Origin of the sequence: Azonexus sp. (genome assembly GCF_047638095.1) — a bacterium.
In the GTDB taxonomy this organism is placed as follows: domain Bacteria; phylum Pseudomonadota; class Gammaproteobacteria; order Burkholderiales; family Rhodocyclaceae; genus Azonexus.
The window spans coordinates 37,476-64,053 of record NZ_JBLJBW010000003.1 but is presented as its reverse complement, the minus strand read 5'-3'; the positions used below and the strand labels follow the sequence as shown (position 1 = coordinate 64,053).

Sequence of the window (26,578 nt, the reverse complement as noted above, 5' to 3'; positions counted from 1 at the left end):
GTCCCCCATGCTTTTATTTGCTTCCGATCTGCACCTGTCGCCCCGCTCGCCCGGGGCGACGCGTTTGTTTCTCGATTTTCTCGCCGGCCCCGCACGCCGCGCCGAAGCGGTCTATCTCCTGGGCGATTTGTTCGAAGTCTGGGTAGGCGACGACATCAGCGATGACTGGCACCGCACGATCAGCGCGGCACTCAAAGAGGCCAGCGCGGCCGGGGTAAAAATCCACATCATGCACGGCAACCGCGATTTCGCCCTTGGTGAAAAATTTGCCGCAAGTACTGGCGCTCAGCTGATTCCCGACCCTTTTGAATTACATCTGCCCGATTGGTCTTTCATCCTCGCGCACGGCGATGCCCTTTGTCTGGACGATCCCGCCTATGTCGCCTACCGCGCCCGGGTGCGTGACCCGGCTTGGCTGGCACGCATGCTGCAAAAACCGCGCTGGCTGCGCTCGCTTCTCGGGCGCTATATCCGCTGGCGCAGCGCGCGCAACAAAGCGCGCAATCCCGTGTATCAAGACCTGAACCCCGCCGCCACCGACGATTTTTTGCGCTGCCACGGCTACGCCACCTTCATTCACGGCCACACCCACCAAGCCGCCACACACGATCATTTCGTCGACGGTATCCACGTCGAACGCTGGGTGCTCGGCGACTGGCATGAAGACCGGGGCGATTATCTCGTCTGGGATGGTCTTGCGCTGCGCCGCGAAACGCTGTTTTTGCCCGCCGAAACCGCGACCGAAACCGCCGCGTGACTGCCGCCCTCAACATTCTGCGCACCACCTTCGGCTACCCAGCCTTTCGTGGCGAGCAAGAAGAAATCATCCGCCACATTAGCCAGGGCGGCGATGCTTTGGTGCTGATGCCCACCGGCGGCGGCAAAAGTCTGTGCTACCAGATCCCCGCGCTGCTGCGCCCGGGTTGCGCCATTGTCGTCTCGCCGCTGATCGCCCTTATGCAAGACCAGGTCGATGCGCTGACCCAGCTCGGCGTGCGCGCCGCCTGCCTCAACTCCACCCTCGACTGGCGCAGCGCCCAGGCCGTCGAACAGGCGATGTTCTCCGGCCAGCTCGATCTGGTGTACATCGCCCCCGAACGCCTCATGCTGGAGCGCACGCTGACGCTCTTCGACGCCCTGTACGAAGCGCAGAAGCTCGCCCTGTTCGCCATCGACGAAGCCCACTGCGTGTCGCAATGGGGGCACGATTTCCGCCCGGAATACCTGCAACTCTCCGCCCTGCACGAGCGCTACCCCGCCGTGCCGCGCATCGCACTCACCGCCACTGCCGACCGCGCCACGCAAACGGAAATCCTGCAACGCCTGGGCCTCTCCGAAGCGCGGGTTTTTCTCTCCAGCTTCGACCGCCCCAATATCCGCTACACCGTGGTCGAAAAAGACAGCCCCCGCCAACAGCTGCTGACTTTCCTCGCCCCCCGGCGCGGTCAGGCCGGCATCGTCTATTGCCTGTCACGCAAAAAAGTCGACGAAACCGCCAGCTGGCTGACAACGCAAGGCTACCCGGCGCTGCCTTACCATGCCGGCCTGCCGCACGAAGAGCGCAGCGCCCACCAACGCCGCTTTCTGCGCGAAGAGGGGCTCATCATCTGCGCCACCATCGCCTTCGGCATGGGCATAGACAAACCGGACGTGCGCTTTGTCGCCCACCTCGATCTACCCAAAAGTATCGAAGCCTATTATCAGGAAACCGGGCGCGCCGGGCGTGACGGCGAGCCTGCCGTCGCCTGGATGACCTACGGCATGCAAGACCTTGCTCTGCAACACGCGCGGATCAACGACTCCGGCGCAGAAGAACGCCAGAAAACCCTCGAAGCGCAGCGTTTGACCGCCCTGCTGGCCTATTGCGAAGCGCCGCGCTGCCGCCGTCAAGTGCTGCTCGACTATTTTGGCGAGACGCGCACCCCCTGCGGCAACTGCGATGTCTGCAGCGAGCCACCCGAACTCTGGGATGGCACCCTGGCCGCACAAAAAGCGCTTTCCGCCATTTACCGTACCGGCATGCGTTTCGGTGTCGGCCACCTGATTGACCTGCTGCGCGGCAAGGCGAGCGACAAAATGCGCCAATGGGGACACGACCGCCTGCCCACCTTCGGCGTCGGCAGCGATCTCGACGAACGCGAATGGAAAAGCATCTTCCGCCAACTGGCCGCTGCCGGTCTGGTGTATGTCGATTTAAGCGAACACGGTGCCTTGCATCTCACGGCGGATTCCCGCGCCGTGCTCAAAGGCGAGCGTAGCGTCCAGCTACGCCGCCCCGCGCTGGGCAGTAGCACGAGCAAGGAGCGCAACCGCCGCCCGACCGGCAGCACCGTCGGCACCGTCGGCGGCCCGCCCCTGGCACCGGCGGACGAAAATTTGTTCCAGACGCTACGCCGCTGGCGCACCGACACCGCCCGCGAACAAGGCGTCCCCGCCTACGTCATCCTGCACGACAAAACCTTACGCGAACTCGCCGAATGCCGCCCCGTCAGCCACGGCCTGCTCGCCCAAATCAGCGGCATGGGCAGCGCCAAGATCGAGCATTACGGAGAGGAATTGCTGCAGTTGATCCGGGGGGAAAACGTCCCCTTGTCCGCGAAACCGCATCCACACCAGCCCGCGGAGGGTATTTAATCCAGAAGCTCGGTATCTTCATGATCGTAAGCCGGCGAGCAGCAACACAGCAGTCTGAGAGGCGAATTACCGAGCGCGGCGATACGGTGCGGCGTGCCGGGCGCAATGCAGATGGTGTCGCCGGGCTCTACGGTGAACTCGGCATCACCCAAAGTCATGCAAGCACTGCCAGCGGTGATGTGATAGAGCTCCTCGGTGCGATGATGACGGTGTAACTGGGTGCGCTGACCGGGCTGAAGTGTCGCTTCAGCGAGGCTCTGAGCCTGGTTGCCATGCACGGCAGGATGCATCAGTTCGCGGATTTGCGAGCCGTCCTTGGTCACATAGGGCGTAACCGCCGCGTAAGCCTGCCGCTTGAAATTCACATTTTTCTCCTGCATGTTCTGTCCACTCAGAGGGGTAATCGTGAAGCACAACCGCGGAATGCAACTGCGGGGTGTTGGGGGCGAATTTGAATAAAATCGAACGGCAACGAAACCACAAACCCAACCAGGGAGATCATCATGGACGAATTCATGCAAGCCGCAATCGCCGAAGCGCAGCAGGGGCTGGACGAAGGCGGGATTCCAATTGGCTCGGTCATCGCGCATCGAGGACGCATCATCGGACGGGGACATAACCGGCGAGTACAACGCGCCAGCGCGATTCTACACGGGGAAATGGATGCCTTTGAAAACGCGGGGCGGCAGCCGGCGGCGGTGTATCGGGAGTCTGTGCTCTACACCACGCTCTCGCCCTGCCCGATGTGCACTGGTGCCATCCTGCTCTACGGCATCCCCCGCGTGGTGATCGGCGAAAACCAAAGCTTCATGGGCGACGAAGCACTCCTGCGCGCACGCGGCGTTAGCGTGGAGGTTCTGCAGGACCAGACCTGCATCCGCCTGATGCGTAATTTCATCGCTGCCCGCCCGGATTTATGGAATGAGGATATCGGCGCGGATTGAAAAACAAGGCTGGTAAATTGCTGTTTGATTCACCACATATAAAAACCATTGCCTATCAAGAAAAATCGCCGACATCGCCGCCGTCAGCGATGACATGTCGTGCTTCGCGCCCTAAATTTTTCCTGATCCGAGAACCGCCAGATTCCCCCTGTCTGACGTGGAAAAACCCGCCGCGGCGGGTTTTTTTAAGCTTTCTCTGTGTATTTTTCCTCAGCGATGCCGGCTCCCGGAATGACGTTGCTGTTGCGGTCGGGCATTCTTGGCGGCAGCGGGCTTAGCGGACGGCGCGGGTTTACCTCCCGGGCGAGGCGGGCGCGGTTGGGGCGCTGGGCGCGGCGCGGCGACGGCGGCGGGTTCGAAGCCGGCGATTTCGATGCGCTCCAGGCTGCGTTTGATGAGCTTTTCGATATCCTTCAACTGCGGCCTTTCGTCGTGGCAAACCAGCGAAATCGCCTCGCCCTCCATACCGGCGCGGCCGGTGCGGCCGATGCGGTGCACATAATCTTCCGGCACGTTGGGCAGTTCGTAGTTGATGACGTAAGGCAGAGCGTCGATGTCGATACCGCGCGCGGCGATGTCGGTCGCCACCAGCGCCACCAGCTTGCCTTCCTTGAATTCAGCGAGCACGCGGGTGCGCGCCCCCTGCGATTTATCACCATGAATGGCCGCCGCCTTGATGCCAGCCTTGTCGAGCGTGCGGGCAAGCGCGTCGGCACCGTGTTTGGTGCGCGCAAACACCAATACTTGATGCAAGCTGCGCGTGGTAAACAAATGCTTGAGCAATTCTTTTTTCTGCTCGCGGTTGCATTCGATCACCTTTTGTACCACCGTTTCGGCGGCAGTATTACGCGGTGCCACGTCGACGGAAACCGGCTGATGCAACAAACCGGCGGCGAGTTCACGAATTTCTGGCGAAAAAGTCGCGGAAAAAAGCAGGTTTTGCCGCGTTTTCGGCAAAAGGGCGATGATTTTACGAATATCACGAATGAAGCCCATATCGAGCATACGATCGGCTTCGTCGAGCACGAAAATTTCGATCGCCGACAAATCCACCGTTTTTTGCTGCACATGATCCAGCAAGCGCCCCGGTGTCGCCACCAGAATATCCACGCCCCGGCGTAAATGAGCAATTTGCGGGTTGATGCCGACACCGCCAAACACTGCCAGCGAATTGACCGGCAAATATTTGCCGTAGGTGCGCACGCTTTCTTCGACCTGGATCGCCAATTCACGCGTCGGGGTCAGCACCAGCACGCGCGGGGTGCGCGCCATGCGCGACAATTTATCCGGCGCCCCCAGACTCAAACGCTGCAAGATGGGCAGCGTGAAACCTGCCGTTTTGCCCGTGCCGGTCTGCGCCGTGGCCATCAAATCGTGGCCTGACAGCACGGCGGGAATGGCCTGCTGTTGAATCGGGGTGGGCGTGCTATAGCCCTGCTCAACAACGGCGCGTTGAATGTCGGCCTGCAGGCCGAGTTCGGAAAACAACATGACATACTCCAGAAAAAACGGGGATGAGCGCCCGCTGCGAGCGCCAGAAAAATCAGGACGCGCCTTCGATGTAGTAATCGATACGCCCGCGCGGCGCGAGATACTCGACGGTTTCCAGGGGCAGTTTGCCGGGATTGAGCACGCTTTCGATACGCAGTCCGCAATCCGCCAGATCGACCAGCAAGGCCTCGCCACGGGGAATTTCCGGGTCATAGAGGATCACCAGGGGATGCAACAAATCCACCGTATTGACTTCCACCACCAAACCGATACTGCCGTCATCAAGCGCCACGAAGGAACCGGGTGGATAGACGCCGACGATCTTGATGAAGAGTTGCAGCAACTCCGGATCGAAACGCCCGGCTTCATGCCGGAACATATGTGCCACCGCCTCGCTAGGGGTGCGCGCCTGCGCCAGATCGAAGGGATTGCACAGATTGTCGTAATGATTGGCAATGGCGACCAAGCGTGCCAAGCGGGGAATTTTGGCCCCAGCCAAGCGATTGGGAAAGCCGGAACCATCCCAATGCTCGTGGTGGCAGGCGATGATGTTGCGCGCCGCCGTGGTCAACTCGTTCATCGGTGCCGCCAATTTCACCCCATAGCCCACATGCGCCTGGTAGAACTGCGTTTCTGCCGGCGTACGCTGCGCACTACGCAGCACCCGCGTCGGCACTTCGCTTTTACCGATATCGTGAAACAGCGCCCCCAAGCCAAGTTGGCGCATCTGCTCTGGATCGAGCCCGGCGGCCTTGCCCAGCAAAAGAGAAAGCACCGTGACGTTCATCGCATGCTGCGCAGCACCGGCGTCGCGAACCTTCATATTGACCAGATGAATGGCCACGCTCTGGGTGCCCAGCAAACCGCCCAGCAGACGCCCCACCGTGGCGCGCGCCTGCAAATAAGCTTCTGCCGGGCGGCTGCTCAGTTGCTGCAAAATGTCGCGCAGGCCGCTCGCCTCCTGCTCATACAAACGCTCGCAACGGGCCAAAGATTCACGTTGCGCACGGATTTTTTGCGTGCGCTCGCGCTTGCCATCGAGCATCGCATGCATGGCCGTGGCTGAAAAATCGGTTTCATCCTCGTGCGCCGCCGCTTCTGGCAAGGGCTGCGCACTGCTACGCGCCGGATCCCAATCGATTTCTCGAATGCCCAGGCTGCGCAAAATTTTGATCTGCTCCTCATCATCCAGACGAAAACGATTGAGCAAAAAAGGGTGGTCGAGCCAGCTCACCTGGGTGATCGAAATAAACACCCCAGGTTGCAAACGATCGACCGAGATCCGCTCCATTACGTCGGAATCAGCGCCAGACCGCGCGCCAAATCGGCTTGCAGATCGCTCGGCGCTTCCAGGCCGACGGCAATCCGCAGCAAGCTTTCATTGATGCCGGCGGCAGCGCGTGCTTCAGAAGAAATACGCCCATGGGTGGTCGATGCCGGGTGGGTGATGGTGGTTTTGGTGTCGCCAAGATTGGCGGTAATCGACAATAAGCGGCAGTGATCCACCACTGTCCAGGCCGCTTCGCGCGCGCCGCGCACTTCAAAAGAAACGATCGCCCCGCCACTGAGCTGCTGGCTTTGCGCCAAGGCAAACTGCGGATGCGAAGGCAGGCCGGGGTAATACACGCGCGCCACTTTCGGGTGCGCCTCCAGCCAGCGCGCCAATTCAAGCGCCGCCGCCGATTGCGCCTGCATCCGCAAAGAAAGTGTCTCCAGCCCCTTCAAGAGCACCCAGGCATTGAATGCCGACAAGGTCGGGCCGGCTGTGCGCAGGTATTTGAATACTTCATCCGTCAGCGATTTCGGGCCACACACGGCACCGCCCAAAACACGCCCTTGACCATCGATGTACTTGGTCGCCGAATGCACGACCAGATCCGCCCCCAGATCGAGCGGACGCTGCAAAATGGGGGTACAGAAACAGTTATCGACCGCCAGCAAAATATTGTGCGCGCGCGCCACCCGACTCAAGGCGGAAATATCGGCCAGTTCCGTCAGTGGGTTGGACGGCGTCTCAAGGAAAAACAGCTTGGTTTCCGGGCGGATTGCCGCTTCCCAAGCGGCCACATCGGCGAGCGGCACATAACTTACGCCGATACCGCAGCGCGTAAGAATGTTATTGAAAAGCTGTACCGTCGCCCCAAAAAGGCTGTTCGCCGTGACGATATGGTCGCCCTGCTTGAGGTGCGCCAGCACCAGCGCCATGATGGCGGCCATGCCGGACGATGTCGCCACACAGGCTTGCGCACCTTCCAGGGCGGCGAGGCGTTGCTCGAAAGTCGTCACGGTCGGATTGGAAAAACGCGAGTAAACATTACCCGCCTCTTCTCCGGAAAAACGCCGGGCAGCCTGCGCCGCACTCGTAAAAACAAAGCTCGAAGTCAAATACAAGGCTTCGCCATGCTCACCGAACTGACTGCGTTCCTGCCCCGCACGCACGGCAAGCGTCGGCAGCTGCCATGCTGCCTCGTTCATTCCTGGCCTCCATTGGCCAGGCCCAAAACCATCTGATGCGAGGATCGGTTGTCAGCATCATCATCACCGCTGGGGCGATTCTGGCGGCCTTCGAGGTGATCGAGGTAGTCATCGTCGATATCGCCGGTGACATAGCAGCCGTCGAAACAGGAGGCGTCGAACTGCGTCAGATCGGGGCGCAGGCGGGTGACCGATTGTTTGAGTGCGGCAAGATCCTGATACACCAAGGCATCAGCCCCGATTTCCGTGGCAATGTCGGACTCCTTGCGCCCAGTGGCGATCAACTCGGCACGGGTGGGCATGTCGATGCCGTACACATTGGGAAACCGCACGGGCGGTGCCGCAGAGGCAAAATATACTTTGACCGCACCGGCGGCGCGCGCCATTTCGACGATTTCCCGGCTGGTCGTGCCGCGTACGATGGAATCATCCACCAGCAGAACCCGCTTGCCCTTGAATTCCTGGCCGACGGTATTCAGTTTCTGGCGCACCGATTTTTTACGCTTGGCCTGCCCCGGCATGATGAAGGTGCGCCCGACGTAGCGGTTTTTTACGAAGCCTTCGCGAAACGGAATGCCTAAAGCATGGGCCAGTTCCATCGCCGATGGACGGCTGGAATCGGGGATGGGAATGACCACATCGATTTCCTCGATCGGAATCGAGCGCTTGACTTTCTCGGCGAGCAATTCCCCCATCGCCAGACGTGCTTCATACACCGGCACACCATCGATCACGGTATCCGGGCGGGCGAGATAGACATACTCGAACAGGCAGGGCGCGTACATCGGCTGTTGCGCGCATTGGCGGCTGTGCAGCTGGTGCTGAAAATCGATGAAAATGGCTTCGCCCGGCTCGATATCACGCACCACCTTGAAACCTAGGGTATCGAGCGCCACCGATTCGGAGGCCACCAGATACTCCATACCCTGCGCCGTTTCGTTCTGACCGTAAATCAGCGGCCGAATGCCGTGCGGATCGCGAAACGCCAGCAATCCATAACCGGCAATCAGCGCGACCACGGCATAGGCTCCCCGACAGCGGCGATGTACCCCCGCTACCGCCTGGAAAATGCTCTCCACATCGAGCTCGTAACCATGCGCTGCCGTTTGCAGTTCATGGGCGAGCACGTTGAGCAGCACTTCGGAATCCGAATTGGTATTGATGTGCCGCCGATCCATGCGGAACATCTCGTCTTTCAACTGCTCGGCATTGGTCAGGTTGCCGTTGTGGCCGAGCACGATGCCAAAAGGCGAATTGACGTAAAAAGGTTGCGCTTCGGCAAAATTAAACGCCGAACCAGCGGTCGGATAACGCACATGGCCGATGCCGCAATTACCCGGCAAAGCACGCATATTGCGGGTGCGGAACACATCGCGCACCAGGCCTGGACCTTTATGCAGGTGGAAATTATTGCCCGCCGCAGTCGCAATCCCTGCCGAATCCTGCCCACGGTGTTGCAACACCATCAAACCATCGTAGAGCAGTTGATTGACTGGGGTCGTTGCCAATACGCCGAGTATCCCGCACATGATTTTTTCCTGAGCTCTGAGTTAACTGAAACGAATTCGTTTGGCCAAATCGGCCGGCAGTAAGGGCTTGATTGCCAGCACTGCGGTTTCCAGGGGAGGCGCAAGCACCGCATCGCGCCACCAGGGCTGGCTGGGGGCCTGCGTCAAACCGCCCAAACCGACCAGCAATAAAACGATCAATGCGCCGCGCGCCAAACCAAAGAGCATCCCCAACAGGCGATCCGAGGTGGTCAATTTAAGCACCCGCACCATTTTCAAAACCAGCAGGCGAATCAAAGCCATGAGGATGAGGATGCCCAAAAACACAAGCAGACCGCCCAAGAGCACGCGCAATACGGGCTCACCCACCATGCCGGCGAACAGTCCGCTGGCTTTCGGGCCGAACAAAAAGGCGGCATAAACGCCCAAACCCCAGGCAACCAGGGCAAGAATTTCGCTGATCATGCCGCGCCACAAGCCAAAACCCAGCGACAGCACCACGATGGTGAGGGCAATGTAATCAAACAGCGTCATAGGGAAGGATCAGGGTTTGGCTGCAACGACGCCGGAGACGCCAATTTTCTGCATTTTTTGCAGCGCTTTTTCTGCCGCATCGCGGCTCGGAAAAGGACCGGCGCGCACGCGGGTTTTTTTGCCCTGCGGCGAATCGAGCGCCTCGGTGTACACCTTGATGCCCTGTTCCGCCAATTTTTTGCGCAAGGTGTTAACGTTGGCTTCATTACTGAAAGCGCCAATCAAAATCACGTGCGCGCCCCCCGCTGCGGCAGCCGGCGTATCGGCTGGCTTGCCAGACAAAATGGCCGCCGCGCGGCTGGCCTCATCGGCGGCCGAGGCGGCGGGTTTATCGAGCGCCGCAGCTTTGCTCACTTCCTTGGTGACTTCTTTTATTTCTTTGGGCGGCGCCGGCAGCGGTTTTTTGTCCGCTTTGACTTCAGCCCTGGGCTCGGGTTTTGCTTCGGGTTTTGCCTCGGGCTTTGCTTCAACACGCGGCGCAGGCTTGGGTTCCAGCTTGGGTTCCGCTTTTTTATCCCGGTTCACGGGCGGCAGGAGGGCTGGTTCAGGTTCCGGCGCGGCGGCTACTTTTTCTGCCGCTTTCGATGCCGGCAACGGCTCTGCCGGCGGGATCAAAGCCGGTGCAAAACTTTTTTCGTCCTGACCCGGAATGCGAATATCGATATCTTGCACCGGCGGGCGCGGTTCGCTGTCCATTAATGTGGGCAAGAGCACGGCCACCAGAGAGACGAAAAAAACCGCCCCCACCAAGCGGCGGCGGGCGCGTTTCTTGAGTTGTTGCTGGAGGTCGTTGTCTTCCATCTTAGGCGGTTCGGCCGAGCACTTCGAGAGCCCCGGCAACAGTGTAAAACGATCCGAAGGCGAGGATTCTATCACTTTCACCCGCCTGCTCCCGGGCCGCCTGCATCGCTTCTTGCGGCGAGGCATGGCAGATCAGCGCAGCGCTGACGCCCTGGGCGCGCAAAATTTCCGCCAGCTGCTCAGCGGAACTACCGCGCGGCCCGGGCAGGCTCGCCAGATGCCAAACATCAATTTTGTCGCGTAACGGCAAGAGCGCGCCGGCGATATCTTTATCCGACAACATCCCGAGCACGGCGTAAGTGCGATTGAAAAAACCCATATTGCCGAGATTATCAGCCAGCACGGCAATCGCCTGCGGATTGTGGCCGACGTCGAGCACGATACTGGGTTTGCCCGGCACCACCTGAAAACGCCCGCTCAATTCGGTTTCGATCAAGCCGGGACGAATCGCCTGCATGGTCACCGGCAAGCGCTCGCCCAAAGCATCCAGCGCCGCCAGGGCCAGGCTGGCATTGAATAACTGGACTGAACCGCGCAAACCCGGATAAGCAAGCGGCCGGCGTACGATCTGCCCATCTGGATGACGGCACCACCAGCGCCATTGCCAGCGGTTTTCCGGAGCGGCGGCGGCCGGTTTTTCAAAACCAAAATCGCGGCCCAGAAGGCGTAAATCGGCACCGATTTTTTCGGCGTGCGCAAGCAAACTTTGCGGCGGCTGCGGATCGGCGCACAGGGCGGGCTTGCCGGCGCGAAAAATACCCGCTTTTTCAAAACCGATGCTTTCCCGATCTTCCCCCAGCCAGGCGGTATGATCGAGCGCAATCGCAGTCACCACGGCAACATCGGGTTCATACACATTGACCGCGTCGAGCCGCCCACCCAGACCCACTTCCAGAATCGCCGCCTCAACGCCGGCCGCCGCAAACACTTCCCAAGCAGCCAGGGTGCCGAATTCAAAGTAAGTCAGCGTCACACCGCAGGCCAAACGCGCCGCCTCGACCTTGGCAAACGCGGCGCACAGCGCAGCATCTTCAACCGGCTGGCCGTTGATGCGCACCCGCTCGTTGTAGCGCAAGAGATGCGGCGAGGTGTAGCAGCCCACCTTGTAGCCGGCGCGCAGCAAAATATTTTGCAGATAGGCGCAGGTCGAACCCTTGCCGTTGGTGCCGCCAACCATCATCAGCGGGCAGTGCTGCGTTTGTTGCAGCGCCACTTTTACCGCGCGCACTCGCGTCAAACCCAGCTCGATACCCGCCTGCCCAAGCGGGTGCAGGCTCTCGAGATGGACCAGCCAATCCGGTAAGGTTTTCACGCGGCGTCGTGGCGATTAAGTAAAAGCGACAGGGTGGCGGCGAGTTTGTCGCGCATTTCGCGGCGATCCACGATCAAATCGATGGCGCCTTTATCGAGCAAAAACTCGGCACGCTGGAAGCCTTCCGGCAATTTTTCGCGCACCGTTTGCTCGATCACGCGCGGCCCAGCAAAACCGATCAGCGCATTGGGTTCGGCCATGACCACGTCACCAACGAAAGCAAAGGAAGCCGACACGCCGCCCATGGTCGGGTCGGTCAGAATCGAGATGAAGGGCTGGCCGACTTCTGTCAGCCGAGTCAATGCCGCCGTCGTTTTCGCCATTTGCATCAGGGAAAACAAACCCTCCTGCATGCGCGCACCACCTGAGGCGGTGACGCAGACAAAGGGGATTTTTTGCTCGATCGCCGCATTGACACCGCGCACGAAGCGCTCGCCCAGCACGGAACCCATCGATCCCCCCATGAAACCGAATTCGAACACGCTGACAACCAGCGGCATAGCTTTGAGCATACCCTGCACGCAGATCAGGGAATCGCTCTCGCCGCTTTCCTGGTGCGCGGCCATCAGGCGCTCCGGGTATTTTTTCGAATCCTTGAATTTCAGGCTATCGACCGGTAACACCTGCGCCCCGATTTCGCTGCGCCCCTCCGGGTCGAGCAAGAGATCGATGCGCGCCCGCGCACTCAAGCGGTTATGGTGATTGCATTTGGGGCAAACCTGTAGATTGCTTTCCAAATCAGTGGCATAGAGCACTGCTTCGCAAGCCGGACATTTACTCCACAAACCTTCTGGCAGGCTTGCGCGGCGCGGTGCCTGGCCATTTTCACGCTTGATTTTGGGGGGAAGGAGTTTGTTCAACCAAGTCATTTGTTCACCTCATCCATGGCCCGGCGCATGTCGGCCAAAACGGCCGCCACGCGGGCGCAGCAATCTTCTTCGGAAGATTGTTCTATCGTTTCGATCAAGCGGCTGCCGACGATCACGGCATCGGCAAAAGCGGCAATACGTGCGGCAGCTGCGGCATCGCGGATGCCGAACCCAACCCCCACCGGCAAGCCGGTAAGCTGGCGAATCTGCGGCAGTTTTTGCGCCACGGATTCGATGTTGAGCGCCGCCGAACCCGTCACCCCGGCCAGCGAGACGTAATACACATAGCCGCTGGCAATCGCCGCCGTGCGGGCGATGCGTTCGCGCGAGGAGGTCGGCGCGATGAGAAAAATCGGATCCATGCCCGCCGCGCGCATCGCCGCCGCAAATTCATCTGCTTCTTCCGGCGGGTAATCGACCACCAGCACACCGTCGACACCGGCCGCTGCCGCTTCTGCCGTAAATTTCGCCACCCCCATGGCTTCAATCGGATTGGCGTAGCCCATCAAAACCACCGGCGTCTGCCCATCTTGCTGACGGAATTCGGCCACCTGCGCCAGCACGGTCAATAAGCGCATACCTTGCGCCAAGGCGGCTTCGGAAGCGCGCTGTATGGCCGGACCATCGGCCATTGGATCGGAAAACGGCACCCCGAGCTCGATCACATCCGCCCCGGCGGCAACCATGGCGTGCATCAGGGGAACGGTTGTCGCTGGTGTCGGAAAACCGGCAGTAACGAAGGGGATGAGCGCGGCTCGCCGATCCTTGGCGAGGCGGCTGAAAGTCGATTGAATACGGGACATGAGCGTGTGCCTGGCAAAAAAATCAAAAAACGATGCCGGATTGTTCGGCCACCGTGTGCATGTCTTTGTCGCCGCGCCCGGAAAGATTGACCAGCAAAATTTTGTCGCTGGCCAGTGTGGGCGCAAGTTTCATGGCATAGGCCAGGGCATGGCTGGATTCCAGCGCCGGAATGATGCCTTCCAAACGGCACAGATCGTGAAACGCCTGGAGCGCTTCGACATCGCTCACCGGCTGATATTCGGCCCGCCCGCTATCTTTCAGCCAGGCATGTTCCGGACCGACGCCGGGATAGTCGAGGCCGGCCGAAATCGAATGGGTATCGATGATCTGCCCATCCTCGTCTTGCAGCAGGTAAGTACGGTTGCCGTGCAAAACGCCCGGCACGCCTGCCGTCAGCGAAGCCGCATGACGGCCGCTGGCGACACCTTCGCCGGCCGCTTCGACACCGATCAAACGCACTGCCGGGTTATCCAGATAAGGATAAAAAATCCCCATCGCATTCGAACCGCCGCCCACTGCAGCAATCACGGCATCGGGCTGACGCCCGGTCATGGCCGGCATTTGTTGCCGACATTCTTCGCCGATGATTTTCTGAAAGTCGCGCACCAGCATAGGATAAGGATGCGGCCCGGCAACCGTGCCGATGATGTAAAAAGTATTGTGGATGTTTGCCACCCAATCGCGCATCGCTTCATTCAGCGCGTCTTTTAGCGTGCGCGAACCGGATTCCACCGGCACCACCGTCGCCCCAAGCAGTTTCATGCGATACACGTTGGCCGCTTGGCGTTTGACGTCTTCCGCGCCCATATAGACTACGCACTCAAAACCGTAGCGCGCCGCCACCGTCGCGCTTGCCACGCCATGCTGGCCGGCTCCGGTTTCAGCAATGACACGAGGTTTGCCCATGCGCTTGGCGAGCAAGGCCTGGCCGATACAGTTATTCACCTTGTGCGCACCGGTGTGGTTCAAATCTTCGCGTTTCAAATAAATTTGCGCCCCGCCCAACTGCTGCGACAAACGCTGCGCGTGGTAAATGGGCGAAGGGCGGCCGACGAAATGTGCCAATTCATAGGCGTATTCCGCCTGAAACGCCGGATCATTTTTGGCGGCGGCGTAGGCGGCACCGAGCTCGTCGAGTGCGCCAAACAAGGTTTCGGCAACGAAAACTCCGCCGTAGGGGCCAAAATGTCCGCGTGCATCGGGATAGTTATAGTGTGCCATCTGCTTTCCGTACTGCAGCCACGAAGGCTGCGATTTTTGCATGATCCTTGATGCCCTTGCCCGCCGGGCCGTCGATTTCGACCCCGGAGGAAACATCGACCGCCGCCGGGCGTAAATTCTCCAGCGCTGCCGCAACGTTTCCGGCATGCAGACCGCCCGACAAAATCCAATGTCCCGACAGATCCGGCGGAATCAGCCGCCAGTCAAAGACATGCCCGCCGCCGCCATAACCTTCGACAAACGCATCGAGCAAAAGCGCACGCGCTTGCCCGAAAGAAGCGGCGAATTCTACCAGATCGAGCCCCGGCCTCACCCGCGCCGCACGAATCCAGGGGCGGGCAAAACGGGCGCATTCTGCCGGCGTTTCGTCACCATGAAACTGCAACAGATTCAAGGGCACCTGCCGGCACACAGCCTCCACCTCAGCCGGCGCGGCATTCACGAACAAGCCGACCAATTCAACGAAAGGCGGCACACGGCGCGCCAGTTCTGCTGCCTTTTCCGGCGCGACATAGCGCGGGCTCTGCGGATAAAACACGAAACCGAGCGCATCCGCTCCGGCAGCCACGGCCGCATCGACATCTTGTGCGCGCGTCAAACCGCAAATTTTTATGCGCGTAGCGGCCATGCACTCTCTCCTGTTTCATCGTCGACAAAGGCGTCCACCGCTTCCGGAAAACCCCAGCTTGGCGCATAGACTGGACCGCGAAAATACAATCCGGCGGCCGAAAACGTGGGCGCGGCCTGCGTTCGGTCGCGCGCCTGCAGCAAATGTTCGATCCAGGCCGGGGGCTGCGCGCCTTTGCCGACATAGACCAAGGCCCCCACCAGGTTACGCACCATATGGTGCAAAAAGGCGGAAGCCATGAAATCAAAGACAAACAACTCGCCCCGACGCACGATCCGCGCCTCGTGCATCAACTTGACCGGCGATTTGGCCTGACATTGCGCGGCACGAAATGCCGAAAAATCATGCTCGCCGAGCAAACGCTGCGCCGCATCCTGCATGTTTTCCAAAGACAGCGGCTGATGGGCCCAACCCACCCGCCCCTGCCACAGTCCCGGACGCTGCGCCCGGTTCAAAAGCAAATAACGGTAACGCCGCGCCTGCGCCGAAAAACGCGCATGAAAATGCGGATCGACCACGCGCGCCCAGCGCACGGCCACCCCCTCCGGAAGATGGCTATTCACCCCGCGCACCCAGGCGTCCAGGGGGCGCTCTACCTCGGTATCAAAATGCACCACCTGCTGAATGGCATGCACACCGGCATCGGTGCGCCCGGCACACAGGGTTGCCGTCGGGCTGCCGGCAATCGCTGCCAGCGCGGTTTCCAGCGCGTCTTGCACCGTCACGCCGCAGCGCTGGCTTTGCCAGCCGCGAAAAGGCAGGCCAAAATATTCAACGCCGAGCGCAATGCGTAGAGACATAAATTGGCATAGTGTTTTTGCAAAAAAGGTCAACAACAAACGGCCCGCTAGGGCCGTTTGCCAAGTCTGAGGCGGGGATTTTACCGCATCCCTGCGATCGAGGCGCTTATCCGCCGATCTGTGCGAGGAGGGTGCGCGCCTCTTCGACCAAATCGATACTGCCTTCAGCAAGCACTTCCTGCAGCAATTCGCGCGCCCCTTCGAGATCACCCATTTCCTGATAGGCCTTGGCCAGATCGAGTTTGGTATTGACCTCTTCCCAGCGGGCATCGCGCGCCGGAGCAGGTGCTTCAAATGAAACCTCCGGCGCTTTGGTCGGTGCCGCTACGGGCTCCGGCATCGCCGCAGGTTCTGCCGCCAGATCGAGATTGATCGAGCCGATATCGAAATCGGAGGCCATGGGCTGGCCAAGGAAAACAGAATCGCTCAGCTTCATATCAAAATCGATATCGTCTGCAGCCTCCTCCAACCCGCTCACCGGATTGACGACGGTATTGGTCAAATCCGGCATATTCACCACGGTATTGGTGAAGCTTGGCGAGGTGACTACCGTTTGCGCGAGCGCTGCCAGATTGCGCTCGGCTTCAGTGTCGACTGCAGCGCTCAGGAAAGCCGAAACGTCTGCGGGGACCTGGGTTGCCACCAGAGCTTCAGGCATCGTCTGCTCTGATTCCGGTGCTGGTGCCGGCGTCACCGGCGCAGCCTGCGGAAAATCAAGGCCGTCCAGACTCAGATCGTCTTCGGCAATTTCTGCGGAAAAATCATTGTTTGGCGTAACGACCAAGGTGCCTTCCGGAGAAAAACGAGGCATTCCATCGCTCGCAGCCCTTGGTGCTGCTTCCTGTACAGCCGGCAGCTCTTCAGCAAAGGAAGGAATTTCCGCTGTTTTTTCTGCCGTATCGTCAAGGTCGAAATCCAGACTGATGTCGCTCGCCACGAAGGGATCATCGGTTTTTTCTTCAAACGCAGGTTGCGATGCGGCCAAAGGCAGGGGTTGCGTTTTCTCGGCGGAAAATTCCAGCACCGTAGCCTCGACCGATGCCGGTGCTGCGGACGGCGCAAGCGCTGCTGCGGGTGCCGCTGCTGGCGTGAAAGCAAAAGAAAAATCGGGTTCAGCTTCGGGTTCTGCGGCGGACTCTGCTTCGGGTTCTGTTTGGGCGGACGCTTGCGATTGTTGCGTAGCACCAGAGGCAGCCTCAGCGCTTGCCGGAAAATCAAAGCTGAGTGCATTCGTCGGCGACTCTGCCGCTGCTTCAGAGGCGAGCGCCACGCCGGCAAATGCTTGTGGGGCGGCCACCGGTAATTCAATCTGCGGCGCAGCAGAGGGTGCCTTTTCAGGCTCGGCAAACTCCGCCGGCAAAACGGGGGCCGCTGCCGGCGCAGCGACCGTGGACGTTGCCGCTTTCTGCGCACCGTACAAGGGATTACTCGGATCGATCTGGCGACCTAATTCGGCCACCTTGTTCCATTCCTGACCATTGCCACCCGATTGCGCATAGAGCTCGCCCGCCAAGGTTTCGAACTGCTTGACGCTGCGGCGATTGGCATAAATCTCCAGCAACTTGGCATGAATCGCCAAACGCGATGGGTCTTTGTGCATGGCTTCGAGCAGAATTTCTTCTGCTTGCGAATCACGCCCGTAAGCCATGTAAACATCGGCTTCCGCCACAGGGTCGACCTCGTCGGTATCGATCGTACCCGGGCCGGCCTGGCTGAATTCACCGGTGTGCGGCGGGGCGGTTCCGGTATCGATGGTCTGCCCACCTTGCGTACCGAATACCGAATTTGGCCCAAGCGAGGCTGGCGGCAGGGTTTCCGTGAGGGCAATTTCGGTGGCCGTATTTTGCTGGCGGCGACGATACAGGAACAAGCCGCCCAGCAAAGCCAAGGCAGCCGCACCGCCAGCCAAGGGCAGCGGGTCTTCGAGCAGGCTATCGAGGAAATTCGGTTCAGGCAAAGGTGCCGGAGTCGGTGGCGGCAGCGGCGTTTTTTCGACGACGGGTGCCGGCTCGGGTGCCGGCGGCGCTGGTGTTTCGGCCGGCGTTTCGACCGGCGTTTCGGTCGGCGCAGCAGTCTGTTCGGCAGCACTTTCCGAAGCCGGAGCTTGCGCTGCGGGAGTTTCCGGGGCAGCGGCAGGCGCTTCCTTGACTGGCGCTGCAACTGGCGCGGGTGCGGGTGCAGCAACTTCAGGCGCAGCTGCCGGCGGCGGGCTTATGGCGGGAGCAGCTGCCGTCGTTTTTTCCAGTTCTGCCAGACGCAGATTTTTCATCTCCAGCAACTTCTGCAACTCGCTCAGATTCTTTTCCAGCAAAGCAACCCGTGCCTGCGATTCTTGCAGGGATTTTTCGGCAGTCAGATGCTCCAGCGCATTCGCCTTGCCATCCTTGCCCCCCCCAGCGGCCTTGTCGGCGCGCCCAACCTTGACCTGATCTTTGCTCGCATCGAGGGCCGGGGTTTTTTCTTCGACGCGGGCGGTAATCTTGCCGCCGGCAGCCTGTTCCGCAGCCACCGTATCCTGGCGACTCTGCGCAGTTTCTGCGGCGGCCGCCAGTTTTTTGCGATACGCCGTAAAGTCGCCGGCCGAGACATAAATCTGCCGCGCTTCCTTGGGGCTGATCGCCGCCACGCTCGCCGCATCGGGAATGGCAAGAATCACCCCCGTCTTCAAGCGGTGGATGTCATTTTCGATGAAGGCTTTACGGTTATTACGATAAATACCCGCCAGCATCTGCTCCAAAGTGACGCCGGCATGCTGGTGCGCAGCGGCAATTTTGCGTAAGTTCTCGCCACGCTCGACGGTATGCTCGCCGGCGGCATCTGTGGCCTTTGGCGTAGTTTCCGGCGCTGCCCCCGGTACAGATTCGGCACGCCCCGGCAGCGCCGGTTTGGCGGTTGCGGGCGCAGCAGGGGCGGCGGACTTGGCCGCTTCATGGCGATTGTCACGCACGGTTTCAACCACGCGCGCATCGACGGTGCTGCGCGTTTTTGCCGCCGGGGCGAATTCCGGCGGATCGAGCAAAAAGGTGTATTCACGCACCAAGCGTCCGGTCGGCCAATTCAGTTCGACGAGAAAATCGAGGAAGGGGTCATTCACCGGCCGTGCTGACGAAATCTTGAGCACCGCCTTGCCGCCTTTACGTTTTTCGACGCTGAAATTCAAGTCGCTCAAACCATTGGCGTATTCGACGCCAGCCTGACTAAAAACGTCCGGCGAGGCCAGACGAGCGGTCATGCCATTTAACTCTTCTGGTGTTGCCGCAAGCGTCACCTCCGCGCGCAAGGGCTGCCCCAAACCAGACAAGACCGTCAATTTACCCAGACCGGCCGCCTGGGCCGAAATGCTGCTCAAAGACAGACTGGAGGCGACGGCAAGCGCCAGAGCGCACTGCTTGAAACTGACGGATTTGGAAATTTTATTTTGATTCACGGCCATATGCCTTGCGCGTGTTACTTGGAATAATCAAATTAACATCATGGGGTTAGCATTGCAAGCTAATCCCGCTTATGAACTCGGGGTTTTTGCATATCGCCAACAATGAAAAACGGGGCTTGCGCCCCGCTTTTCACCGATCTCGATCAATCAGGCATCGAGCAGGATACGCAGCATGCGGCGCAAGGGCTCTGCCGCGCCCCACAAAAGTTGATCGCCACAGGTGAAGGCCGCGAGGTACTCCGGGCCCATCGCCATTTTATGCAAACGGCCCACCGGCACCGTCAGCGTGCCCGTAACGGCTGCCGGGGTGAGTTCGCGCTCGGAGATTTCACGCTCGTTCGGCACCACTTTGGCCCAGGGGTTGGCCTTGGCCAGCATGTCGGAGATTTCATCGAGTGGCACATCTTTTTTCAATTTGATGGTGAGCGCCTGCGAATGGCAGCGCATGGCGCCGATGCGCACGCACAGGCCGTCGATGGGAATCGAACCGGCCGTGCGGAAAGCCGGTTTGCCAAGAATCTTGTTGCACTCGGCACCGCCCTTCCATTCTTCTTTCGATTGCCCGCCGTCGACCGGCACGTCGATCCAGGGAATGAGCGAACCGGCCAGCGGCGTGTTGCGAAAATTCTTCTTCGGCAGCGCATCCGAACGGATGGTTGCGGCCACCTTACGGTCGATATCGAGGATGGCGGATGACGGATCAGCCAAAAGATCTTTGACCGAATCGTGAATCACGCCCATCTGAGAAATCAACTCGCGCATGTTCTGCGCCCCGGCACCGGAGGCCGCCTGATAGGTCATGGAGCTTGCCCATTCGACCAGATCATTCTGAAACAGGCCGCCCAGGCCCATCAGCATGAGCGAGACGGTACAGTTGCCGCCCACCCAGTTTTTGCCGCCCACGCCCAGCGCTTTCTTGATCACGTTCATATTGACCGGATCGAGCACGATCACCGCATCATCGGCCATGCGCAAAGCACTGGCCGCATCGATCCAATGACCGTTCCAGCCGGTGGCGCGCAAGGGGCCGAAGACTTCCTTGGTGTAATCGCCGCCCTGGCAGGTAATGATGATTTCACAGGCTTTCAGCGCCTCGATATTACTGGCGTCCTGCAAGGGCAGGGACGCCTCCTTGCCACCGAACGTCGGGGCCTTGCCGCCCGCGTTGGAGGTAGAAAAATACACCGGCTCGATATGGGCGAAATCGCCTTCTTCGACCATCCGCTGCATGAGCACCGAGCCCACCATGCCGCGCCAACCCACCAGACCTACTTTTTTCATCATCTTTCCTTTGTGTGTGAAACCTGAAACCGGGCAAGGGGAAGCTGGCGCAAAACGACGGCCAAAACCGCTTCCCTCCTGTCTTGTTTCATAAATTCTGCAAAACCGCCTCGCCCATTTCGCGCGTACCGACCTTGGTGGTGCCGCGCTCATAGATGTCGCCGGTGCGATACCCCTGAGACAGCACTTTTTTCACGGCGTTCTCGATACGCTGCGCTTCTTCTTCACGATTAAAGGTGTAACGCAGCATCATCGCAGCGGAAAGAATGGTCGCCAGCGGGTTGGCCAGGTTCTTGCCGGCGATGTCCGGGGCCGAGCCGTGCGAGGGTTCGTACAGGCCCTTGTTTTTCTCATCGAGCGAGGCCGAAGGCAACATACCGATCGAGCCGGTGAGCATGGACGCTTCGTCCGACAAAATATCGCCGAACATATTGCCGGTGACCATCACATCGAACTGCTTGGGCGCACGCACCAGCTGCATGGCGGCGTTGTCGACGAGCATGTGGGAAAGCTCAACCTCCGGGTAGTCGTGGGCGACTTCGATCATCACGTCGCGCCACAGCTGGGTGCATTCGAGCACGTTCATCTTGTCCACCGAGCACAATTTTTTGTTGCGCTTTTGCGCCGCCTGAAAGGCGACATGGCCGATGCGGCGGATTTCCGATTCGCTATACACCATGGTGTTGAAACCGACACGCTCGCCATTTTCTTCGCGCACGCCGCGCGGCTGGCCAAAGTAAATGTCACCGGTCAGTTCGCGCACGATCAGGATATCCAAACCGGACACCACTTCAGCCTTGAGCGTGGAGGCATTGGCCAGCTCCGGGTACAAAATGGCCGGGCGCAAATTGGCGAACAGATTCAAATCCTTACGAATACCGAGCAAGCCGCGCTCCGGACGTTTTTCGCGCGGCAGGCTATCCCACTGCGGGCCGCCGACCGCACCCAAAAGCACGGCATCGGCAGCGCGCGCCAGTTTTTGCGTGGCTTCCGGATAGGGATCCCCCGTGGCATCCACCGCCGCGCCGCCCAAGAGGGCTTCTTCCATTTCAAATTTCAGATCCAGCGCGGAGAGCACGCGCAGCGCTTGTTCCATGATCTCCGGACCAATGCCGTCACCCGGCAAAACGCAGATTTTCATTGGTGATTCCTCAAAATTAATTCAAATAAAACAGGCTCAGGCAAACAGCCAAGGCTGCACAATGCGGCGCCTGTCTTCGAAAGCCTTGATTTTTTCTGCATGACGCAGCGTTAGGCCAATGTCGTCCCAACCGTTCAAGAGACACTCTTTGCGGAAAGCATCGACCGCAAACGAGAGGACATGTCCGTCCGGGCGCGTCACGCTTTGCGCTGCCAGGTCCACCCGCAAGCGATAGCCGGGCGTCGCTGCCATTTGGGCAAGCAAAACATTAATTTCGGCCGCCGGCAAAACGATGGGCAAAATGCCGTTCTTGAAACAGTTGTTAAAGAAAATATCGGCAAACGACTCGGCAATAATGGCCTTGAAACCATAATCGAGCAGCGCCCAGGGGGCATGTTCGCGGGAGCTGCCGCAACCAAAATTGGCCCGCGTCACGAGAATTTCCGCCCCTTGATAACGCTGCTGATTGAGAACGAAATCCGGGTTGATCGGACGCTGCGAGCAATCCTGACCGGGCTCGCCGACATCGAGATAGCGCCACTCATCGAAAGCGTTGGGGCCAAAACCGGAGCGCTTGATCGATTTTAAAAACTGCTTCGGGATGATGGCATCGGTATCGACGTTATTGCGATCGAGCGGTGCCGCCAGCGCATCGAGTTGAACGAATTTTTCCATTTATTCCACCGCTTTCTGGACGGCCTCACCGCCTCTTTTCATGGCATCACCGACGACTTCGCCACCTTTCTTGATGACTTCGCCGGTTTTTTCTGCACCAATCTGAACATCCTTTTTCACCCCTGCCGCCGTATTGCAGGCCGTCAGGCAGATCAACAAGGCAAGACAAACGCTATTTTTCATAGCGCACTCAAGCAAAATCACGCACGTCGGCAAAATGCCCCGCAATCGCCGCTGCCGCCGCCATGGCCGGGCTCAACAAATGGGTGCGGCCGCCAGCACCTTGGCGCCCTTCGAAATTACGGTTCGAAGTCGAGGCACAGCGCTCGCCCGGCTCCAGACGGTCGGCATTCATGGCCAGACACATCGAACAACCCGGCTCGCGCCATTCAAAACCGGCCGCCGTGAAAATCTTGTCCAGCCCTTCGCGCTCGGCCTGGCGTTTGACCAGGCCAGAACCCGGAACGGCCAGCGCCAGCTTGACATTGGCGGCGATGTGTTTGCCGTGCAAAACGGCGGCTGCCTCGCGCAAATCTTCGATACGCGAATTGGTGCAGGAGCCAATGAAGACCTTATCGATGGCAATCGCCGTGATCGGCGTATTCGGCTGCAGATCCATGTATTTCAGGGCACGCGTCATGCCTTCGCGCTTGACCGGATCATTTTCCAGCGCCGGATCGGGCACCCGCCCATCCACCGGCACCACCATTTCCGGCGAAGTACCCCAGGTCACCTGCGGTTTGATGTCGGAAGCCAGCAGGGTAATCGTGCGGTCAAACACCGCGCCGGGGTCGGAATGCAGGGTGCGCCAATAGGCTACGGCCTGCGTCCAGGTTTCGCCTTGCGGCGAGAAAGGACGGCCTTTCAGATAATCGATCGTCACCTCATCGACCGCGACAAACCCCATGCGCGCGCCGCCTTCGATGGCCATGTTGCACAGGGTCATGCGCCCTTCCATCGTCAGGCTGCGAATGGCGCTGCCGCCAAATTCGATGGCATAGCCGGTGCCGCCCGCCGTGCCAATCACTCCGATGATCGCCAAGGCCACATCCTTGGCCGTCACACCGGGGCCGAGCTCGCCTTCCACCGCAATCAACATGGTTTTTGATTTTTTCTGCACCAGACACTGGGTGGCCAGCACGTGCTCTACTTCGGAGGTGCCGATACCGTGCGCCAGGCAGGCAAAGGCACCGTGCGTCGAGGTATGCGAATCACCGCACACCACGGTCATACCCGGCAGGGTCGCGCCATTTTCCGGGCCAACCACGTGCAAAATCCCCATCCGCTCGTCCTTGAACGGAAAATAGGCCAGCGCGCCGACTTCACGGATGTTGGCATCCAGCGTGTCCACCTGCAGACGGGAAACCGGGTCCTTGATGCCTTCTTCCCAATGGTCGGTCGGCGTATTGTGGTCCGGCGTGGCGACGATGGAGGAGATGCGCCAGGGTTTGCGCCCGGCCAGCTTCAGGCCTTCGAACGCCTGCGGGCTGGTGACTTCGTGCACCAGATGGCGATCGATGTACAACAGTGCCGTGCCGTCCGCCTCCTGGTGGACGACATGGTTTTCCCACAATTTATCGTAAAGTGTCTTCGGCATGGCTCAACCTAAAAAATCGGCAAAACGCTGGATTATTGCACAGGCGGGCAGGCTTTTTGGGAAGATTTTCAGCCTTCACGCGGCTGGCACAGCCGGCGCAAACCAGCGCCAGATCAAGAAAAATCCGAGTAGTCCGAAAACGGCAGCGAGCGCAAACACCCAACCCGCTCCCCAGGCATCCCAAAACAAGCCGCTCAGCAAAGCCCCGAACAAGCCGCCAGCCCCGAAAGACAGGCTGGAGTACAAGGCCTGCCCACGGCCGCGCAAAGCCTGTGGAAAATACTGATTCACCGCCGCAATCGCCGCCGCGTGGTAAGCACCAAAGGTCAAACCGTGCAGGCTTTGCACGAAAATCATGGTCGCCAAAGATTCCACCGCCCAGCCCATCAGCAAGAAGCGCGGCACGGTAGCGGCAAAGCTGAGCAACAAGATCCAGCGCAAGGAAAAGCGGCGCAAAAGACGCGGCATCAACAAAAACACAATGATTTCAGCCAAAACGCCCAGAGACCACAGCAGACCGATCAGCGTTTTACCGTAACCGTGCTCGCTCAAATGAATGGAAAAAAACACATAAAACCCGCCATGCGCGCTAGACATTGCCGTGCAAGCGAGCATCAGGGCCAACACCGTGGGCTGGCGCAACACACCCTGCAAAGACAGTGTTTGTGCCGGCAGCGGATGCGCGGGGGCTTCCGGCAGACTGAGCGCCAGCACAAACAAGCTCGCCAGAACGAAGGTGCAGGCCCACAGCACACCGACCGGTGCCATCACGTCGAGTAACGCCCCGGTACCCAGCACAGCGGCAATGAAACCAAACGAACCCCACACCCGCACCGGGCCGTAGCGCCCACCTTCTTCGCGCAGATGATCGAAGGTGAGCATTTCAACGAGCGGCAAGGCCCCGCTCCAGAAAAAAGCCAGCACCGCCATAGCGAAAAGCATGGCTGGCAAGCGCTCGAGCCAGAAAAAGCTGAGAAAACCAAGCAAACCAACCATGCCGGCCAGACGAATGATCGGTAAGCGATAGCCCCAACGATCCACCACCCACCCCCAAACATTAGGGCCAAAAATGCGCATCAACTGCATCTGCGACATCAATAAACCAATATCGAGCGCAGAAAATTTGATCGATTGCAGATACAAGCCGAAATACGGCGAAAACGCACCGATGAAAGCGAAATAAAAAAAGTAATACGCGGCCAGCCGCCCATAGGGAAAGGCCGGATACGTCGTCATGGCGGGGATAGGGGCTGGCGCAAAAACCGCTTGCGCGCAGCTCAATTCAAGACAGGCACGGCGGAATCTGCGGCGTGGCGCAGCGCACGTCAGCACATTGGGCGCGGTGGCGCAGCGCGTGATCGATCAAGACTAGCGCCAGCATGGCCTCGGCGATCGGCGTCGCGCGGATGCCGACACAGGGGTCGTGCCGTCCTTGCGTCGCCACCTCGACCGCCTGCCCCGCCGTATCGACGGAACGGCGCGGCTGGGCAATCGACGAAGTCGGCTTGATCGCCATATTGACGACGATTTCCTGCCCGGTCGACAACCCGCCAAGAATACCGCCGGCGTGGTTGCTGAGAAAGCCCTGCGGCGTCATTTCATCGCCATGTTCGCTGCCTTTTTGCGCCACCGAAGCAAAACCTGCACCGATTTCCACGCCTTTGACAGCATTGATACCCATCATCGCGTAAGCGATTTCTGCATCGAGCCGGTCGAATACCGGCGCACCCCAACCGGGCGGCACGCCGTGCGCTGTCACCGTAATGCGCGCACCGACGGAATCGAGCGATTTACGCAGCGCATCCATATAGCTTTCCAGCTCTGGAACGATGTCCGCATTGGGCGCAAAAAAGGGGTTTTGTTCGATGTGCTGCGCACTGACAAAAGGAATTTCCAGCGGCCCGAGCGCACTCATCCAACCGCGAATGGTCACGCCATAACGCTCGTGCAGCCATTTCCGGGCAATCGCCCCGGCGGCCACGCGCACGGCAGTTTCGCGCGCCGAAGAACGCCCGCCGCCGCGATAATCGCGAAAACCGTATTTTTGCGTATAAACATAGTCGGCATGGCCGGGGCGGAAAGCGCTGGCGATGTTGCCGTAATCCTTGCTGCGCTGGTCTTCGTTACGAATCAGCAAAGCGATCGGCGTGCCGGTGGTTTTGCCCTCGAAAACACCGGACAAAATCTCCACCGTATCCGGCTCGCGGCGCTGAGTGACGTGGCGGGAAGTGCCGGGTTTGCGCCGGTCAAGCTCATGTTGAATATCTGCTGCGCACAAGGCCAAGCCCGGCGGACAACCATCGACGACACAACCGATACCCGGCCCATGCGATTCACCAAAAGACGTGACCGTAAATAACTTGCCGAAGGTATTGCCTGACATTATTTATCACCGCACATGAGGAAGGCCGCGAGTTTAGCACGCCCGCC

The 26,578-nt window shown here is 59.7% G+C and carries 24 protein-coding genes; 3 read left to right on the top strand and 21 right to left on the bottom strand.

What is annotated here, in order from left to right; genetic code table 11:
• Positions 1-7 precede the first annotated feature (7 nt).
• Together ACM62Q_RS01490 and recQ are read left to right on the top strand one after the other, a co-directional pair.
• A complete protein-coding gene (locus ACM62Q_RS01490; RefSeq protein ID WP_415033208.1) occupies positions 8-757 on the top strand; it encodes a UDP-2,3-diacylglucosamine diphosphatase in 750 nt (249 codons plus the stop codon).
• Positions 754-2,634 carry a DNA helicase RecQ gene (recQ, locus tag ACM62Q_RS01485; protein WP_415033207.1) on the top strand — a complete coding sequence of 627 codons (1,881 nt, stop codon included), beginning with the start codon at positions 754-756 and terminating at the stop codon, positions 2,632-2,634. The genes ACM62Q_RS01490 and recQ overlap by 4 nt, the downstream gene beginning before the upstream one ends.
• Here the strand turns inward: recQ and ACM62Q_RS01480 are convergent.
• Positions 2,631-3,014 (bottom strand): cupin domain-containing protein, encoded by a 384-nt coding sequence (locus tag ACM62Q_RS01480; RefSeq protein WP_415033206.1) that lies wholly within the window; start codon positions 3,012-3,014, stop codon positions 2,631-2,633. The two genes, recQ and ACM62Q_RS01480, sit on opposite strands and share 4 nt — an antisense overlap.
• Positions 3,015-3,137: 123 nt before the next feature.
• Between ACM62Q_RS01480 and ACM62Q_RS01475 the strand changes: the two genes are divergently transcribed.
• Positions 3,138-3,578 (top strand): nucleoside deaminase, encoded by a 441-nt coding sequence (locus ACM62Q_RS01475; protein ID WP_415033205.1) that lies wholly within the window; start codon positions 3,138-3,140, stop codon positions 3,576-3,578.
• Between the two features lie 210 nt (positions 3,579-3,788).
• Here the strand turns inward: ACM62Q_RS01475 and ACM62Q_RS01470 are convergent, their stop codons facing one another.
• From ACM62Q_RS01470 to aroC, 20 genes are all read right to left on the bottom strand, one after another.
• Complete coding sequence (locus ACM62Q_RS01470; RefSeq protein ID WP_415033204.1) at positions 3,789-5,069, bottom strand: DEAD/DEAH box helicase; 1,281 nt, start codon at positions 5,067-5,069, stop codon at positions 3,789-3,791.
• A gap of 52 nt (positions 5,070-5,121) precedes the next feature.
• Complete coding sequence (locus ACM62Q_RS01465) at positions 5,122-6,360, bottom strand: HD-GYP domain-containing protein (RefSeq protein ID WP_415033203.1); 1,239 nt, start codon at positions 6,358-6,360, stop codon at positions 5,122-5,124.
• Complete coding sequence (locus ACM62Q_RS01460; protein ID WP_415033202.1) at positions 6,360-7,544, bottom strand: O-succinylhomoserine sulfhydrylase; 1,185 nt, start codon at positions 7,542-7,544, stop codon at positions 6,360-6,362. The genes ACM62Q_RS01465 and ACM62Q_RS01460 overlap by 1 nt, the downstream gene beginning before the upstream one ends.
• Positions 7,541-9,073 carry an amidophosphoribosyltransferase gene (purF, locus tag ACM62Q_RS01455; RefSeq protein WP_415033201.1) on the bottom strand — a complete coding sequence of 511 codons (1,533 nt, stop codon included), beginning with the start codon at positions 9,071-9,073 and terminating at the stop codon, positions 7,541-7,543. The genes ACM62Q_RS01460 and purF overlap by 4 nt, the downstream gene beginning before the upstream one ends.
• 21 nt (positions 9,074-9,094) lie before the next feature.
• On the bottom strand, positions 9,095-9,586 hold the full coding sequence (locus ACM62Q_RS01450) for a CvpA family protein (RefSeq protein ID WP_415033200.1): 492 nt from the start codon (positions 9,584-9,586) through the stop codon (positions 9,095-9,097).
• A gap of 9 nt (positions 9,587-9,595) precedes the next feature.
• The gene (locus ACM62Q_RS01445) at positions 9,596-10,387 is read right to left on the bottom strand and encodes an SPOR domain-containing protein (protein ID WP_415033199.1); all 792 of its coding nucleotides are present in this window, start codon (positions 10,385-10,387) and stop codon (positions 9,596-9,598) included.
• A gap of 1 nt (position 10,388) precedes the next feature.
• Positions 10,389-11,699, bottom strand: a complete 1,311-nt coding sequence (folC, locus tag ACM62Q_RS01440; protein ID WP_415033198.1) for a bifunctional tetrahydrofolate synthase/dihydrofolate synthase — start codon at positions 11,697-11,699, stop codon at positions 10,389-10,391.
• The gene (accD, locus tag ACM62Q_RS01435) at positions 11,696-12,568 is read right to left on the bottom strand and encodes an acetyl-CoA carboxylase, carboxyltransferase subunit beta (RefSeq protein WP_415033197.1); all 873 of its coding nucleotides are present in this window, start codon (positions 12,566-12,568) and stop codon (positions 11,696-11,698) included. The genes folC and accD overlap by 4 nt, the downstream gene beginning before the upstream one ends.
• Entirely contained in the window at positions 12,565-13,371 is an 807-nt protein-coding gene (gene trpA / locus ACM62Q_RS01430) for a tryptophan synthase subunit alpha (protein WP_415033196.1), read from the bottom strand. The genes accD and trpA overlap by 4 nt, the downstream gene beginning before the upstream one ends.
• A gap of 22 nt (positions 13,372-13,393) precedes the next feature.
• Positions 13,394-14,593 carry a tryptophan synthase subunit beta gene (trpB, locus tag ACM62Q_RS01425; RefSeq protein WP_415033195.1) on the bottom strand — a complete coding sequence of 400 codons (1,200 nt, stop codon included), beginning with the start codon at positions 14,591-14,593 and terminating at the stop codon, positions 13,394-13,396.
• Complete coding sequence (locus ACM62Q_RS01420; RefSeq protein ID WP_415033194.1) at positions 14,580-15,221, bottom strand: phosphoribosylanthranilate isomerase; 642 nt, start codon at positions 15,219-15,221, stop codon at positions 14,580-14,582. The genes trpB and ACM62Q_RS01420 overlap by 14 nt, the downstream gene beginning before the upstream one ends.
• Entirely contained in the window at positions 15,203-16,021 is an 819-nt protein-coding gene (gene truA / locus ACM62Q_RS01415) for a tRNA pseudouridine(38-40) synthase TruA (protein ID WP_415033193.1), read from the bottom strand. The genes ACM62Q_RS01420 and truA overlap by 19 nt, the downstream gene beginning before the upstream one ends.
• Before the next feature lie 106 nt (positions 16,022-16,127).
• The gene (locus tag ACM62Q_RS01410) at positions 16,128-19,448 is read right to left on the bottom strand and encodes a FimV/HubP family polar landmark protein (RefSeq protein WP_415033192.1); all 3,321 of its coding nucleotides are present in this window, start codon (positions 19,446-19,448) and stop codon (positions 16,128-16,130) included.
• A 153-nt stretch (positions 19,449-19,601) separates the two neighbouring features.
• On the bottom strand, positions 19,602-20,735 hold the full coding sequence (gene asd / locus ACM62Q_RS01405; RefSeq protein ID WP_415033191.1) for an aspartate-semialdehyde dehydrogenase: 1,134 nt from the start codon (positions 20,733-20,735) through the stop codon (positions 19,602-19,604).
• An 88-nt stretch (positions 20,736-20,823) separates the two neighbouring features.
• Positions 20,824-21,876 (bottom strand): 3-isopropylmalate dehydrogenase, encoded by a 1,053-nt coding sequence (gene leuB / locus ACM62Q_RS01400; RefSeq protein ID WP_415033190.1) that lies wholly within the window; start codon positions 21,874-21,876, stop codon positions 20,824-20,826.
• 36 nt (positions 21,877-21,912) lie between these two features.
• A complete protein-coding gene (leuD, locus tag ACM62Q_RS01395) occupies positions 21,913-22,551 on the bottom strand; it encodes a 3-isopropylmalate dehydratase small subunit (protein WP_415033189.1) in 639 nt (212 codons plus the stop codon).
• The gene (locus ACM62Q_RS01390) at positions 22,552-22,734 is read right to left on the bottom strand and encodes an entericidin EcnAB (RefSeq protein WP_415033188.1); all 183 of its coding nucleotides are present in this window, start codon (positions 22,732-22,734) and stop codon (positions 22,552-22,554) included. It lies immediately after the preceding gene.
• 7 nt (positions 22,735-22,741) lie between these two features.
• Positions 22,742-24,148, bottom strand: coding sequence for a 3-isopropylmalate dehydratase large subunit (leuC, locus tag ACM62Q_RS01385; RefSeq protein WP_415033187.1), 1,407 nt, complete (start codon positions 24,146-24,148; stop codon positions 22,742-22,744).
• Positions 24,149-24,223: 75 nt separating this feature from the next.
• Positions 24,224-25,384 carry an MFS transporter gene (locus ACM62Q_RS01380; protein ID WP_415033186.1) on the bottom strand — a complete coding sequence of 387 codons (1,161 nt, stop codon included), beginning with the start codon at positions 25,382-25,384 and terminating at the stop codon, positions 24,224-24,226.
• Between the two features lie 46 nt (positions 25,385-25,430).
• Positions 25,431-26,531 carry a chorismate synthase gene (gene aroC, locus ACM62Q_RS01375; protein ID WP_415033185.1) on the bottom strand — a complete coding sequence of 367 codons (1,101 nt, stop codon included), beginning with the start codon at positions 26,529-26,531 and terminating at the stop codon, positions 25,431-25,433.
• Positions 26,532-26,578: the final 47 nt, after the last annotated feature.

What these genes read in the sequence shown, in the direction of transcription:
- truA (WP_415033193.1), bottom strand. Translation starts at nt 16,021, where the DNA reads ATGTCTCTACGCATTGCGCTCGGCGTTGAATATTTTGGCCTGCCTTTT.
- ACM62Q_RS01420 (WP_415033194.1), bottom strand. Translation starts at nt 15,221, where the DNA reads ATGGCCGCTACGCGCATAAAAATTTGCGGTTTGACGCGCGCACAAGAT.
- ACM62Q_RS01475 (WP_415033205.1), top strand. Translation starts at nt 3,138, where the DNA reads ATGGACGAATTCATGCAAGCCGCAATCGCCGAAGCGCAGCAGGGGCTG.
- ACM62Q_RS01390 (WP_415033188.1), bottom strand. Translation starts at nt 22,734, where the DNA reads ATGAAAAATAGCGTTTGTCTTGCCTTGTTGATCTGCCTGACGGCCTGC.
- ACM62Q_RS01445 (WP_415033199.1), bottom strand. Translation starts at nt 10,387, where the DNA reads ATGGAAGACAACGACCTCCAGCAACAACTCAAGAAACGCGCCCGCCGC.
- ACM62Q_RS01470 (WP_415033204.1), bottom strand. Translation starts at nt 5,069, where the DNA reads ATGTTGTTTTCCGAACTCGGCCTGCAGGCCGACATTCAACGCGCCGTT.
- purF (WP_415033201.1), bottom strand. Translation starts at nt 9,073, where the DNA reads ATGTGCGGGATACTCGGCGTATTGGCAACGACCCCAGTCAATCAACTG.
- ACM62Q_RS01465 (WP_415033203.1), bottom strand. Translation starts at nt 6,360, where the DNA reads ATGGAGCGGATCTCGGTCGATCGTTTGCAACCTGGGGTGTTTATTTCG.
- ACM62Q_RS01480 (WP_415033206.1), bottom strand. Translation starts at nt 3,014, where the DNA reads ATGCAGGAGAAAAATGTGAATTTCAAGCGGCAGGCTTACGCGGCGGTT.
- leuC (WP_415033187.1), bottom strand. Translation starts at nt 24,148, where the DNA reads ATGCCGAAGACACTTTACGATAAATTGTGGGAAAACCATGTCGTCCAC.
- accD (WP_415033197.1), bottom strand. Translation starts at nt 12,568, where the DNA reads ATGACTTGGTTGAACAAACTCCTTCCCCCCAAAATCAAGCGTGAAAAT.
- aroC (WP_415033185.1), bottom strand. Translation starts at nt 26,531, where the DNA reads ATGTCAGGCAATACCTTCGGCAAGTTATTTACGGTCACGTCTTTTGGT.
- leuB (WP_415033190.1), bottom strand. Translation starts at nt 21,876, where the DNA reads ATGAAAATCTGCGTTTTGCCGGGTGACGGCATTGGTCCGGAGATCATG.
- asd (WP_415033191.1), bottom strand. Translation starts at nt 20,735, where the DNA reads ATGAAAAAAGTAGGTCTGGTGGGTTGGCGCGGCATGGTGGGCTCGGTG.
- leuD (WP_415033189.1), bottom strand. Translation starts at nt 22,551, where the DNA reads ATGGAAAAATTCGTTCAACTCGATGCGCTGGCGGCACCGCTCGATCGC.
- ACM62Q_RS01490 (WP_415033208.1), top strand. Translation starts at nt 8, where the DNA reads ATGCTTTTATTTGCTTCCGATCTGCACCTGTCGCCCCGCTCGCCCGGG.
- trpA (WP_415033196.1), bottom strand. Translation starts at nt 13,371, where the DNA reads ATGTCCCGTATTCAATCGACTTTCAGCCGCCTCGCCAAGGATCGGCGA.
- ACM62Q_RS01380 (WP_415033186.1), bottom strand. Translation starts at nt 25,384, where the DNA reads ATGACGACGTATCCGGCCTTTCCCTATGGGCGGCTGGCCGCGTATTAC.
- ACM62Q_RS01460 (WP_415033202.1), bottom strand. Translation starts at nt 7,544, where the DNA reads ATGAACGAGGCAGCATGGCAGCTGCCGACGCTTGCCGTGCGTGCGGGG.
- ACM62Q_RS01450 (WP_415033200.1), bottom strand. Translation starts at nt 9,586, where the DNA reads ATGACGCTGTTTGATTACATTGCCCTCACCATCGTGGTGCTGTCGCTG.
- trpB (WP_415033195.1), bottom strand. Translation starts at nt 14,593, where the DNA reads ATGGCACACTATAACTATCCCGATGCACGCGGACATTTTGGCCCCTAC.